This window comes from Spiribacter halobius (assembly GCF_020883455.1).
In the GTDB taxonomy this organism is placed as follows: Bacteria; Pseudomonadota; Gammaproteobacteria; order Nitrococcales; family Nitrococcaceae; genus Sediminicurvatus; species Sediminicurvatus halobius.
This window is the reverse complement of the sequence record NZ_CP086615.1, coordinates 60,103-74,202: the sequence shown is the minus strand read 5'-3', so window position 1 is coordinate 74,202 and position 14,100 is coordinate 60,103. Positions and strand designations below refer to the sequence as shown.

Annotated in this window: 6 protein-coding genes; all 6 read left to right on the top strand. The window is 69.9% G+C overall.

Features of this window, described 5'->3' with window-relative positions; genetic code table 11:
- Positions 1-467: 467 nt before the first annotated feature.
- The 6 genes from aceE (at position 468) to LMH63_RS00260 (ending at position 14,039) form a co-directional block, all read left to right on the top strand.
- Positions 468-3,149, top strand: a complete 2,682-nt coding sequence (gene aceE / locus LMH63_RS00285; RefSeq protein WP_109679240.1) for a pyruvate dehydrogenase (acetyl-transferring), homodimeric type — start codon at positions 468-470, stop codon at positions 3,147-3,149.
- Positions 3,150-3,222: 73 nt separating this feature from the next.
- Positions 3,223-4,944, top strand: coding sequence for a dihydrolipoyllysine-residue acetyltransferase (gene aceF, locus LMH63_RS00280; RefSeq protein ID WP_109679239.1), 1,722 nt, complete (start codon positions 3,223-3,225; stop codon positions 4,942-4,944).
- Between the two features lie 20 nt (positions 4,945-4,964).
- On the top strand, positions 4,965-6,755 hold the full coding sequence (gene lpdA / locus LMH63_RS00275; protein ID WP_109679238.1) for a dihydrolipoyl dehydrogenase: 1,791 nt from the start codon (positions 4,965-4,967) through the stop codon (positions 6,753-6,755).
- A gap of 521 nt (positions 6,756-7,276) precedes the next feature.
- Entirely contained in the window at positions 7,277-8,380 is a 1,104-nt protein-coding gene (locus LMH63_RS00270; RefSeq protein ID WP_109679237.1) for a 3-oxoacyl-ACP synthase III family protein, read from the top strand.
- Positions 8,377-13,254: an NAD-glutamate dehydrogenase gene (locus tag LMH63_RS00265; RefSeq protein ID WP_109679236.1), complete on the top strand. Its 4,878-nt coding sequence runs from the start codon at positions 8,377-8,379 to the stop codon at positions 13,252-13,254. The genes LMH63_RS00270 and LMH63_RS00265 overlap by 4 nt, the downstream gene beginning before the upstream one ends.
- Positions 13,251-14,039, top strand: a complete 789-nt coding sequence (locus LMH63_RS00260) for an alpha/beta fold hydrolase (protein ID WP_109679235.1) — start codon at positions 13,251-13,253, stop codon at positions 14,037-14,039. Before LMH63_RS00265 ends, LMH63_RS00260 begins: the two co-directional genes overlap by 4 nt.
- Positions 14,040-14,100 lie beyond the last annotated feature (61 nt).

Here is a 14,100-nt window from a genome sequence, read left to right as displayed (position 1 = left end):
TCGCCTACGAGCTTACAGGGACGTATTCACAGCGTGTCCCGGGCGCTCCTGCCCCGCCTCGCGCCCGGCACGGCCGCTACAGTAGCTCCAGCGCCGCGGGTTCCTGGCGCCGTGATAGCAGAAGCGCGTTGCTAATCAGCAGATTTTTTCCGCTGCGTCGCAACAAAGCTGCCGGATCAATGCGCTGCCGGGATTCTTGCGGCAGCGCAGCATGTTTTTGCCTTCCTGCTCACACTATTTGATCGCCTGCGTCTCAAATCATGAGACGACAGACGCGGGCTGCTGCGTTAGCGTGTGCGTCTTGGCCAGCAGGCGTTTTTTTGCGGTGCAACAAGGGCCTGCGTGGCTTTCCCGAACACCACGAAGGCCCCGGCCTGTGTCTATACTCGGGCGGCAGGCAGCCGGCCCGAGGCCGAATTTCCGAACCGGACAGCCAGCCGCGCCGCGGCCCAAGCGAGAGGTGAACGATGGCGGCAAGACTGACCCCCACCCCCCTTCCGGGTGACGTCGATCCCGAGGAGACCCGGGAATGGCTCGAGGCCCTGGAGGCCGTACTTGAGTACGAGGGCACCGAGCGCGCCCATTTCCTGCTCGAGGCCCTGGTGGACCAGGCTCGGCGACGCGGCGGTCAGCTGCCGTTCAAGGCCACCACGGCCTACCAGAACACCATCCCGCCGCAGATGGAGGCGAAGTCCCCCGGTGACGCCGCACTGGAGTGGCGCATCCGCTCCATTATCCGCTGGAACGCCATGGCCATGGTGGTGCAGGCGAACCGCGATCGTGAGGGGATCGGCGGCCACATCGCCTCCTTCGCCTCCTCCGCGACCCTCTACGAGGTGGGCTTCAACCACTTCTGGCACGCGCCGAGCGAGAACCACGGCGGCGATCTGGTGTTCATCCAGGGCCACTCGGCGCCGGGCATCTACGCCCGCGCCTTCCTCGAGGGCCGCCTCACCGAGGAGGACCTGCACAACTTCCGCGCCGACCTCGCCAAGCAGGGCAAGCCGCTGTCCTCCTATCCGCACCCCTGGCTGATGCCCGACTTCTGGCAGCTGCCGACGGTGTCCATGGGGCTCGGGCCGATCATGGGCGTCTACCAGGCGCGGTTCATGAAGTACCTGCATAACCGCGGCATCGCCAACACCGAGGACCGCAAGGTGTGGGTCTTCTGCGGCGACGGCGAGATGGACGAGCCGGAGTCCCTCGGCGCCATCGGCGTGGCGGCCCGCGAGGAGCTGGACAACCTCATCTTCGTGGTCAACTGCAATCTGCAGCGCCTGGACGGGCCGGTGCGCGGCAACGGCAAGATCATCCAGGAGCTGGAGGGTGAATTCCGCGGCGCCGGCTGGAACGTCCTCAAGGTGATCTGGGGCTCGTACTGGGACCCGCTGCTTGCCAAGGACACCAAGGGCCTTCTGCGCAAGCGCATGGAGGAATGCGTCGACGGCGAGTACCAGAACTTCAAGGCCAAGGGCGGCGCTTACACCCGCGAGCACTTCTTCGGCAAGTACCCCGAGCTGAAGGAGATGGTCGCCAACATGACCGACGAGGACATCTGGCGGCTCAACCGCGGCGGCCACGATCCGCACAAGGTCTATGCCGCCTACGCCGAGGCCACCCGGCACAAGGGCCAGCCCACGGTGATCCTGGCGAAGACGGTCAAGGGCTACGGCATGGGCGATGCCGGCGAGGGCCAGAACATCACCCATCAGCAGAAGAAGATGGCCGAGCAGGCGCTGAAGCAGTTCCGCGACCGCTTCCAGATCCCGGTGCCGGACGACCAGGTGGCCGAGGCGCCGTTCTACAAGCCGGCCGACGACAGCCCCGAGATCCAGTACCTGCACGAGCGCCGGCGCCACCTCGGCGGCTATCTGCCGCAGCGACGCACCGACGCCAAGCCCCTCAAGGTGCCGGAGCTCTCCGCCTTCGAGGTGCTGCTGCGCGACAGCGGCGAGCGCGAGATGTCCACCACCATGGCGTTCGTGCGCGCACTGGCCGTGATCGCCCGCGAGAAGCCGCTGGCGAAGCATCTGGTGCCCATCGTCCCCGACGAGGCGCGGACCTTCGGCATGGAGGGCCTGTTCCGCCAGATCGGCATCTACTCCGCCAAGGGCCAGCTCTACGAGCCCCAGGACGCCGATCAGCTGATGTACTACCGGGAGGACAAGAAGGGGCAGATCCTCCAGGAGGGCATCAACGAGGCGGGGGCGATGTCGAGCTGGATCGCCGCGGCCACCGCCTACACCAACCACGGTGTGGAGATGGTGCCCTTCTTCGCCTACTACTCGATGTTCGGCTACCAGCGGGTGGGCGATCTCTGGTGGGCCGCCGGCGACATGCAGGCCAAGGGCTTCCTCATGGGTGGCACCGCCGGGCGCACCACGCTGAACGGCGAGGGGCTGCAGCACGAGGACGGCCACAGCCACCTGATGAGCGCGGTGGTGCCGAACTGCCGCTCCTACGACCCGACCTTCGCCTACGAGATGGCGGTGATCATCCAGGACGGGCTGAAGCGGATGTACGAGGACCAGGAATCGGTCTTCTACTACATCACCATGCTCAATGAGAACTACCACCAGCCGGCCATGCCGAAGGGCGCCGAGGAGGGCATCCGCAAGGGCATGTACCTGTTCCGCAAGGGCGGACGCGGCAAGACCCGGGTGCAGCTGATGGGCTCGGGGAGCATCTTCATGGAGGTGATCGCCGCCGCCGAGCTGCTCAAGCAGGACTGGGGGGTGGATTCGGATCTCTGGAGCTGCCCCTCGTTCACCGAGCTGCGCCGGGAGGGCATCGACTGCGAGCGCTGGAACATGCTGCACCCGGAGAAAAAGCCGCGGGTGCCCTATGTCGCCCAGTGCCTCGAGAAGCACGGCGGCCCCGTGGTGGCGTCCACGGACTACATGCGCTCGTTCGCCGACCAGATCCGCCCCTACCTGGACCGCCGCTTCGTGGTCCTGGGCACGGATGGCTACGGGCGCTCCGACACCCGGGAGAACCTGCGCCGGTTCTTCGAGGTGGACCGCTACTACGTCACGGTGGCAGCGCTGAAGGCCCTCGCCGACGAGGGCACGATACCTGCGAAGAAGGTCACCGAGGCCATCAAGAAGTACAACATCGACGCCGACGCGCCCAACCCCGTCACTGTCTGAGGGTTGGGAAACGACGGGGCGGCCCGGAGCCGCCCCGTCCGCGTTCGCGCGCACTGCGGCAGGAGGATTCCCCGTGGCAGAGGTGAAGGAAATCCACGTCCCCGACATCGGCGACTTCGATGCCGTGGACGTGATCGAGGTGCTGGTATCCGCTGGCGACCAGGTCCAGGCGGAGGACTCGCTGATCACGCTGGAGAGCGACAAGGCCACCATGGAGGTGCCCTGCCCGGAGGCGGGGACGGTGAAGGAGGTGCTGGTCGGGGTCGGCGACAAGGTCGCCGAGGGCACTGCCGTGATCAAGCTCGAGGTCGCCGGCGAGGGTGGCGGCGACGACGCCGCAGCAGCGGACAAGGACGCCGGTGGCGAGAAGCCCGAGGCGGCCCCGGCGGAGGAGGCGCCGGCGGCGAGCGCCTCCGGTGGCGGTGGCGGCGGCGGTACCGAGACCGTCACCGTCCCCGACATCGGCGACTTCGACGCCGTGGACGTGATCGAGGTGCTGGTCGCCGCCGGCGACGAAGTGGAGGCCGAGCAGCCGCTGATCACCCTGGAGAGCGACAAGGCCTCGATGGAGGTGCCCTCGCCCCAGGCGGGCAAGGTCAGCGAGGTGCTGATCAAGGTCGGGGACAAGGTCTCCGAGGGCACGCCCATCGTGCGGCTGGAGACCAGCGGCGGCGCCCCGGCCCCGGCAACCGCGGAGAAGGCGCCGGCGCCCGCCGCAGCGCAGGAGGAGGCGCCGAGCGGCGCGGCCTCGCTGCCGGAGGAGGACGCCGGCGCCGCTCCCTCCATCCCGCCCCGCGGGCCCACCGCTGACAGCTCGCTGGAGATGGACCACGAGCCCATCGAGCGCCCTATCGACCCCGAGAAGCAGCGCCTCGCTCACGCCGGGCCGTCGGTGCGCCGCTTCGCCCGCGAGCTTGGCGTGCCGCTGGAGCAGGTCCAGGGCACCGGGCGTAAGGGCCGGATCACCCGCGAGGATGTCCAGGCCTTCGTCAAGCGCGCCCTGCAGGGCGGCGCTGGTGCGGCGGCGCCGGCGGCGGCCCCCGCGGCGGCTGGCGGCATGGGCATCCCACCCATCCCCGAGGTGGACTTCAGCAAGTTCGGCGAGGTCGAGGAGCAGCCGCTGTCCCGGATCAAGAAGCTCTCCGGGCCGCATCTGCACCGCAGCTGGCTGAACGTCCCCCATGTCACCCAGTTCGACGAGGCGGACATCACCGAGCTGGAGGCCTTCCGCCAGGCGGAGAAGGCCGCCGCGGAGAAGGCGGGCGTGAAGCTCACGCCGTTGGCCTTCCTGGTGAAGGCTTCGGCCCGTGCGCTGGTGGAATTCCCCAACTTCAACAGCTCGCTCAAGCCGTCAGGCGATGCGCTGATCCTGAAGAAGTACGTCAACATCGGCGTCGCCGTGGACACCCCGCAGGGCCTGGTGGTGCCGGTGATCAAGGACGCCGACAGGAAGGGCGTCTACGACATCGCCGCCGACCTGGCCACGCTCTCTGGCAAGGCGCGGGACGGCAAGCTCGGCCCCGGGGACATGCAGGGCGGCACGTTCAGCATCTCCAGCCTCGGCGGGCTCGGCGGCACCGCGTTCACGCCCATCGTCAACGCCCCGGAGGTGGCGATCCTCGGGGTGTCCAAGTCGAGCCAGAAGCCGGTGTGGGACGGCAGCCAGTTCGTCCCGCGCCTGATGCTGCCCTTGAGCCTCTCCTACGACCACCGCGTGATCGACGGCGCCGCCGCGGCACGCTTCACCACCTACCTCGCCGGCCTGCTGGGTGACCTGCGCCGGCTGATTCTGTAACTCGGGAGGGGCGGCAAGCCATGGCAGAAGCAAAGGAAGTCCGCGTCCCCGACATCGGCGATTTCGACGCGGTGGACATCATCGAGGTGCTGGTCGCCGAGGGCGACACCGTCGAGGCCGAGCAGTCGCTGATCACGCTGGAGAGCGACAAGGCCACCATGGAGGTGCCCGCGCCCTTCGCCGGCACCGTGAAGCAGCTGAAGGTGAAGGTGGGCGACAAGGTCGCCGAGGGAGACCTCATCCTGCTGGCCGAACCGGCCGAGGGCACCGGCGGCGGCCAGGAGGCGCCGGCGGCCGAGCCGGCGCCGGAGCAGGCGGCGGCCGAGCCAGCGGCCCCTGCGGAGAAACCCGCCGCCAAGGGCCCGGCCCCGGCGGCCAGCGGCCCAGCCCCGGCCGATGCCGACTGCGACGTGGTCGTCCTCGGCGCCGGCCCGGGCGGCTACACCGCCGCCTTCCGGGCCGCGGACCTGGGCCTCAAGACCATCCTCGTCGAGCGCTACCCGAGCCTCGGCGGCGTCTGCCTGAACGTCGGCTGCATCCCGTCCAAGGCGCTGCTGCATGCCGGCAAGGTCATCGACGAGGCGGAGTTCTTCGCCGACAACGGCATCCGCTTCGGCAAGCCGAAGATCGACCTGAAGAAGCTCGGCAGCTGGAAGGACAGCGTCGTCGGCAAGCTCACCGGCGGCCTCAAGGGCCTCGCCAAGCAGCGCAAGGTGGAGGTGGTGCACGGCCGCGCCGGCTTCGTCGACGACCATCATCTGAAGGTGGCAGGCGACGACGGCGAGCGCACCATCAGCTTCCGCAATTGCATCATTGCCGCCGGCTCGCGCCCGGCCGCCCCGCCGGGCTTCGACCTGGACCACCCGCGCATCATGGACTCCACCGACGCGCTCAAGCTCGAGGAGGTGCCGAAGCGCCTGCTGGTGGTGGGCGGCGGCATCATCGGCCTGGAGATGGCCTCGGTCTACCACGCCCTCGGCAGCGAGATCACCGTGGTGGAGATGCTGGACCGGGTCATGGCCGGCGCCGACCCGGACATCGTCAAGCCCTTCCGCAAGATCATCGACAAGCGCTACGCCAACGTCTTCCTGAACAGCAAGGTCACGAAGATGGAGCCGGGCGCGAAGTCGGTGACGGTTCACTTCGAGGGCGAGAAGACGCCGGAGAAGGACACCTTCGACCGCGTGCTGGTCTCCGTCGGCCGGCGGCCGAACACGGATCTCATCAACATCGAGGCCACCGGCGTCGAGCTGGACGACAGCCGCTGCATCCGCGCCGACGAGCACATGCGCACCAGCGTCGCGCACATCTACGCCATCGGCGACATCATCGGCCAGCCCATGCTTGCCCACAAGGCGGTGCACGAGGGCAAGGTGGCCGCGGAATGCGCCGCCGGGGAGAAGAGCGCCTTCGACGCCCGGGTCATTCCTTCGGTCGCCTACACCGACCCCGAGGTGGCCTGGGTGGGTGTGACCCAGGAGCACGCGAAGGCGGAAGGCCGCAAGGTGGAGATCGGCAACTTCCCCTGGGCCGCCAACGGCCGCTCGCTCTCCCTCGGCCGCGACGAGGGCATCACCAAGCTGATCTTCGACGCCGACACCGAGCAGGTGATCGGCGCCGGCATCGTCGGCCCCAACGCGGGCGACCTGATCGCAGAGGTGGGCCTGGCCATCGAGATGGGCGCGGACATGCACGACATCGGCCTCACCATCCATCCCCACCCGACCCTCTCGGAGACGGTAGGCATGGCGGCGGAGGCCGCGGCGGGGACGCTGACGGATCTGTACATTCCGAAGAAAAAGAAGGCGTGAAGCGTGCCTTGAGTGTTACATCACGGCGGTTGCCCAGGCGGGGATCGGGTGCTCCTTCCCGGGACACGCCGTGAATACATCCCTGTAGGCTCCATTGCGGCATCCATGCCGCAAAGGGTCCCGGGAAGGAGCACCCGATCCCCGCCCATCACCGCATGGTGGCAGCTCGGGCCTTCTTGAGAGGAGGAGAATTCAGGCGCACGGGCAGGCATCCCCGCCGCGGTGAAAGGTGGAGTGTAAACAGGCGTGCGAGCGCGCAGCGCTTGCACGCCCCAACCATCCCCCACCAGCGGTGGCGCTGCGACCACACCTGACCGCGCCCCGGCGGGTGCGGGCGAGGTGGGTGGTGACCCATTTCGGGACCCTCTGCGGCAGGGATGCCGCAGTGGAGCCTCCAGGGATGGATCCACGGCGTGTCCCGAAAAGGGTCACCGCCCACCTCGCCCCCGGCACCGAGGCCAGAACCGCAGAGATAAACCCGCGCCGAAGGCGCACAGAACGCAGACCGGAACCAGGAACGAATGCCGCGCACCGCTACCATCGTCGCCACCGGACGCTACCTCCCCGAGCGTCTCGTGACCAACGACGAGCTGCGCGCGCGCTTCGAGCCCCTCGGCAAGGGACACGTCATCGACAAGCTGGAAGCCGGCTCCGGGATCCGGCAGCGCTGGTACGCCCCCGACGACTGGGCCACCTCCGATCTCGCCCTGCGCGCGGCCAGGCAGGCCCTGGAGCGCGCGGGACGCGGCCCCGGGGAGGTCGACCTGATTCTCCTCGGCACCGACACTCCAGACCAGATCACGCCGGCCACCAGCGTCATCCTCCAGGCCAAGCTGGGCGCCCATCAGGCCGGCACCTTCGACATCGGCTGCGCCTGCGCCTCTTTCCCCACCGCGCTGGCCACGGCCAACGGCCTGATCGCCACCCAGCCGGAGCTGCGCAGCGTGCTGGTGGTGGGCGCCTACCTCATGCAGCGCCTGGCCGACCCCGAGGACCCGATGGTGTTCTTTTACGGCGACGGCGCCGGGGCCGCGGTGGTGGAGCCGGCGGAGACGGGCGGCGTGATTGCCTCGGCGTTCCTCGCCGATGGCCGCTACGCCGAGCGCTGGGGCATCCCCGCCGGTGGCACCGCGGAGCCGGCCAGCATCGAGGCGGTGCGCGCCGGGCGCACCCGTGTGCAGCTCAATGGGCGCTACCCCCCGGAGATCAACGACGAGGGCTGGCCCGAGGTCATGCGGCGGCTGGGACGCCGCGGCGGGTTCGACCCGGCGTCGGTGGACCTCGCCGTGTTCACCCAGGTCAACGCCGGCAGCATCGAAACCGTCTGCACGCGCCTCGGCCTGCCGCTCGAGCGGGCGCCGCGGGTGATGGACCGCTACGGCTACACCGGCTCCGCCTGCGTGCCTATTGCCCTGGACGACGCGCTTGAGCGCGGCCTCGCCGGCCCCGGGGACCTGATCACCCTTGTGGGCTCCGGGGTGGGCTACAACATGGCCGGCGTGGCGCTGCGGCTGGACGCACGGCTGATCCGCCCGCAGCCGTGGCTCGGCGATACTGGCAGACTAGGCTTAGACGGAAGGACGCACCATGGCGGTGCGCATGGGGGAGCCGAGGAGCCGACATGAAGAACGGCAGCGACAACGAGCTTCGCGAAGCGGCCATCGAGGCGACCGTCGAGCGCGTGCGCGAACGCTGGTCCCAGGACCAGGTGGCGGACGTCGAGCGCTTCGTGCGGATCTACTACGCCGGCCTCGCGCCCGAGGATATCGGCTACAGCGACGTCGGTAACCTCTACGGCGCCGCGCTCTCCCACTGGACCCTGGGCGGACGGCGAACGCCGGGACAGCCGCTCATCCACGTCTACAACCCGGACCCGGAGCAGAACGGCTGGGAGTGCACCCACAGCGTCGTGCAGATCGTCACCGACGACCGGCCGTTCCTGGTGGACTCCCTGTCCATGGCGCTCAACCGCCACGGGCTCACCATCCACCTCATCATCCATCCGGTGCTCACCGTCGCCCGCGACGGCGACCGCCTCACGGGGCTGCTGGCGGATGGCGACCGGCATGGCGTCACCGAGGCCTGGATGCACTTCGAGGTCGACCGCCAGAGCCGCCCCGAGCGGCTGCAGGCCATTCATGACGACCTCCGGGCGGTGCTGGAGGACGTCGAGGTCACCGTCGCCGACTGGAAGGCGATGCGCGGCCAGGTGGATACCGCCGTGCGCGCCCTGCGCCGCAACCCGCCGGGCGTCGACGGCGAGTACGTCGACGAGGTCGTGGAGTTCCTGCGCTGGGTGGCAGCGGACCACTTCACCTTTCTCGGCTACCGGCGCTACGACCTGCGGCAGCGCCGCGGCCGTGACGTCCTGCAAGCCGTCGCCGACTCGGGCCTCGGCCTGCTGCGCGACGGCGGCAGCCGCCAGCGCATCTCCGCAAGCTTCGACGCCCTGCCGGACGACCTGCGCAGTCGCGCCCGCGACCCGGATCCGCTGGTACTGACCAAGTCCAGCAGCCGCGCCACGGTGCACCGGCCGGGCTACATGGACTACATCGGCGTCAAGCGCTACAACGCCAGGGGCGAGGTCATCGGCGAGCACCGCTTCCTCGGGCTCTACACCTCCGCGGCCTACAACCGCAATCCGCGCACCATCCCGCTGCTGCGGCGCAAGGTCGAGGCGGTGCTGGCGCGGGCGGACCTGCGCCCCAACAGCCACGCCGGCAAGGCGCTGGTGAACATCATCGAGACCTACCCGCGGGACGAGCTGTTCCAGTCCTCGGTGGACGAGCTCTATGCCACCGCGCTCGGCATCCTGCAGCTGCAGGAGCGCCAGCGGGTGCGGCTGTTCGTGCGTTACGACCCGTTCGGGCGCTTCGTCTCCTGCCTCGTCTACGCCCCCCGGGAGCGCTACAACACCGAGGTGCGCCAGCGGATGCAGGAAATCCTCGCCGAGACCTTCGACGCCGCGCACTCGGAGTTCTCGGTCCAGCTCTCCGAGGCGGTGCTGGCGCGCATCCATTTCATCGTGCACCTGCGCACACCCGGCCGCCCGGCCTACGACCACGCCGCGCTGGAGCGGCGCATAGCCGACACCATGCGCTCCTGGTCGGACGACCTCTACCGGGCGCTGCTCGAGCACTACGGCGAGGAGCGCGGCACCGCGCTGCACCAGCGCTATGGCGACGGCTTCGGCGCCGCCTACCGGGAGGACACGAGCCCCCGGGCGGCCGCGCTGGATATCGAGCGCCTGGAGACGCTGCATCGGGCCGGGGATCTCTCGATCAGCCTGTACCGGCCGCTGGAGGCGCCGGAAGGCACCCTGCGCTTCAAGCTCTTCCATGCCGAGCAGCCCATCACCCTGTCCGACGTGCTGCCGGTGCTCGAGCACATGGGCGTGCAGGTGGTGGACGAGCGTCCGTACGACATCGAGCGCGAGGACGACACCCCCTGCTGGATCCACGACTTCGGGCTGGCCCACGAGGGCGCCGGCACGCTGGACACGGACCGGGTGCGCGAGGCCTTCCAGGAGGCGTTCGCGGCGGTCTGGCGGCACGAGGCCGAGGATGACGGCTTCAACCGCCTGGTCCTCGCCGCCGGCCTCGGCTGGCGGGACATCGTCATCCTGCGCGCCTACGCCCACTACCTGCGCCAGGCCGGCACCAGCTACAGCCAGGCCTACGTCGAGGAGACGCTGGCCGCCAACCCGGACATCGCCGCCTCGCTGGTGGCCCTGTTCCGCGCCCGCCTCGATCCGGAGCGGCGCGACGACGCCCGTGCCGAGCGGCTGGCGGAGACCCTGGAGGGTGCGCTGGAGGCGGTGGCAAGCCTCGACGAGGACCGCATCCTGCGCCGCCTCCTCGCCGCCGTGCAGGCGACGCTGCGCAGCAACTACTTCCGGCGCGACGGCGACGGCCGGGCGCGCGGGTATCTCGCCTTCAAGCTCCGGCCCGACGCCATACCCGGCGTGCCCAAACCCGTGCCGGCCTATGAGATCTTCGTCTACTCGCCGCGGGTGGAGGGTGTGCACCTGCGCGGCGGCAAGGTGGCCCGCGGCGGCCTGCGCTGGTCCGATCGGCGGGAGGACTTCCGCACCGAGGTCCTTGGGCTGATGAAGGCGCAGATGGTGAAGAACGCCGTGATCGTGCCAGTGGGCGCGAAGGGCGGGTTCGTCTGCAAGCACCTGCCCGAGGAGCGCAGCGCCCTGCAGGCGGAAGTGCTGGAGTGCTATCGCACCTTCATCCGCGCACTGCTGGACGTCACCGACAACATCGTCGAGGGAGCGGTGGTACCACCGCCGGACGTGGTGCGCCACGACGACGACGACCCGTACCTGGTGGTGGCGGCCGACAAGGGCACGGCGACCTTCTCCGACGACGCCAACGCGGTGGCCGAGGAGTACGGCTTCTGGCTGCGCGACGCCTTCGCCTCCGGCGGCTCCAGTGGCTACGACCACAAGAAGATGGGCATTACCGCCCGCGGCGCGTGGGAGGCGGTGAAGCGCCACTTCCGCGAGCTCGGCCGCGACATCCAGCGCGAGCCGTTCAGCGTGGTCGGCGTCGGTGACATGTCCGGCGACGTCTTCGGCAACGGCATGCTGCTCTCGCGCCAGATCCGGCTGATCGGCGCCTTCGACCACCGGCACATCTTCCTCGACCCGGATCCCGACCCGGAGACCAGCTATGTCGAGCGTGAGCGCCTGTTCGGCCTCGACCGCTCCACCTGGGCGGACTACGACACCAGCCTGATCTCCAGGGGCGGCGGTGTGTGGCCGCGCAGCGCAAAGTCGATCCCGTTGTCGAAGGAGTCCCGGGCGGCTCTTGGCATCGAGGCAAGCCGGCTGACACCGGCCGAGCTCATCAGTGCCATCCTGCGGGCGCCGGTGGACCTGCTCTGGAACGGCGGCATCGGCACCTACGTCAAGGCCGCCGAGGAGAGCGACGCCGACGTCGGCGACAAGACCAACGACGCCGTGCGCGTGGACGCCGAGGACCTGCGCTGCAAGGTGATCGGCGAGGGCGGCAACCTCGGCATCACACAGCTGGGACGGGTCGCCTTCGCCCTGGGCGGCGGCCGGGTCAACAGCGACGCCATCGACAACTCCGGCGGCGTCGACTGCTCCGATCACGAGGTCAACATCAAGATCCTAGTCAACCGCGTTGTGGACGACGGCGACCTGACCCTGAAGCAGCGCAACCGCCTGCTGCGGGACATGACCGACGAGGTGGCGTCCCTGGTGCTCGCCAACAACTACCGCCAGACCCAGGGACTGAGCCTGATGGAGGCGCGGGCGGCGCCGATGCTCGACGAGCACGGCCGCTTCATGCGCGAGCTCGAGCGGGCCGGGCGTCTCGACCGGCTGGTGGAGAAGCTGCCGGACGACGACGCCCTCGGCGAGCGCAACAAGCTGGGACAGGGACTCACCCGCCCGGAGCTCGCGGTGCTGCTCGCCTATTCCAAGCTGCAGACCTACGAGGGGCTGCTGGACTCGGCCCTGGTGGCCTCCGAGGAGCTCGACGAGGACCTGCTGGACTACTTCCCGCGCCCAGTGCGCGAGCGCTTTCCGGAGCGGGTCACGGCCCACCCGTTGCGCCGGGAGATCATCGCCACCTCGCTCACCAACCACATCCTCAACCGGATGGGCGCGACCTTCCTGTTCCGCCTCGGCAACACCACGGGCTGCGGTGCGGAGGAGGCCGCCCGCGCCTACCTCGCGGCCCGCGACATCTACGGCCTGCGCGGGCTCTGGCACGAGGTGGACCGGCTCGACAACCAGGCCCCCGCGGCGCTGCAGGCGCAGCTGCTGCAGCGCATCTGCCACCTGCAGGAGCGGGCCACCGTCTGGCTGCTGCGCAATGCGCCGCCGCCGCTGGACATCGGCGAGACCATCGGCCACATCCGCCCGGCGGTGAGCCGCCTCGAGTCCCGCCTGGAGGAGCTGCTGGCGGCGCCCGACCGCGAGCATCTGGCCGCAGAGCGCGACGGCCTGGTGGCCGACGGTGTGCCGGAGGCGCTGGCCGGCCGCGTCTCCCGGCTGGAGCCCCTGTTCGCGGTGCTGGATCTGGTCAAGGCCTGCACCGACACCGGTGCGGAGCTGGAAGAGACCGCGCGGCTGTATTTCGAGGCCGGGCGCCATCTCGGCCTGGATGGCCTGCGCACCGCCATCGCCGCCTTCCGCGCCGCCGATCCCTGGCAGGAGCGCTACCGGGCCGGGCTCGAGGAGGAGTTCTTCGTCCAGCAGCGCCTGGTCACCGTGGCCATCCTCGGGGCCACGGGCCCCGGCGACGCGGAGGCGCGGGTCGCCGAATGGAGCGCCCGCCACGCCAACATGGTGGAGCGGCTCGGCCGCACCATGGAGGCCCTTCAGGCGACGCCCCAGCCCGAGCTCGCCATGCTCGGCGTCGGCCTCCAGGAGCTGCGCCAGCTCTCCCAGGTGAGCGCCGCCGAGGGCGGCGGCAGCCCCGGCGCGGCGCTCGCCCCGGCCCGGGAGGCACAGGGATGACGCAGACCGTCGAGCTCGCCTGCACCGAGACCGGGTCCGGACCGCCGCTGGTGTTCCTGCACGGCCTCTACGGCTCGGGCAACAACTGGCGCAGCCAGGCACGGGCGCTGGCGGATCGCTATCGCGTGCTGCTGCCCGACCTGCGCAACCACGGACGCTCGCCGCACGTCGCCGACATGGACTACCGGGCGATGGCGGCGGACGTGGATGCGCTGCTCGCCCGCGAGGGGGTCGAGCGCGCCGCGGTGGTAGGCCACAGCATGGGCGGCAAGACCGCCATGGCGCTTGCGCTGACGCGCCCACAGCGCCTCGCCGCCCTGGTGGTGGTGGACATCGCCCCTGTGGCCTATCACCACGACCACGGCGAGATCATCTCCGCGCTGCATCGGGTGGACCTGAACGCCCTGACGCGCCGGGAGGACGCCGACACGGCGCTGGCGCGGGACATCCCCGAGCCGCTGGTGCGACAGTTCCTGCTCACCAACCTGCAGCGCCAGGCAGGCGGCTGGAGCTGGCGCATACCGCTCGACCTGCTTGCCGGCCAGATCCCCGTGATCGAGGGCTGGCCGGCCCTGGACGGCCGCTGGGAGGGGCCCGCCGCCTTCATCCACGGCGGCGCCTCGGACTACGTGGACAGCGACGGCGCGGCCGCCATCCACCGGTACTTCCCGGCGGCAGCGCTGCAGGCGATGCCCGGCATCGGCCACTGGGTGCATGCGGAGGCCCCGGAGGATTTCATGGCCCGGCTGCGGCGCTTCCTCGACGCCGAGTATTCCGCATCATGAAAACACTTCTGCATTACGGTTGTGGGTGGGCTTTGCTAGCCTAGCGTGCAGCACCGCCAGA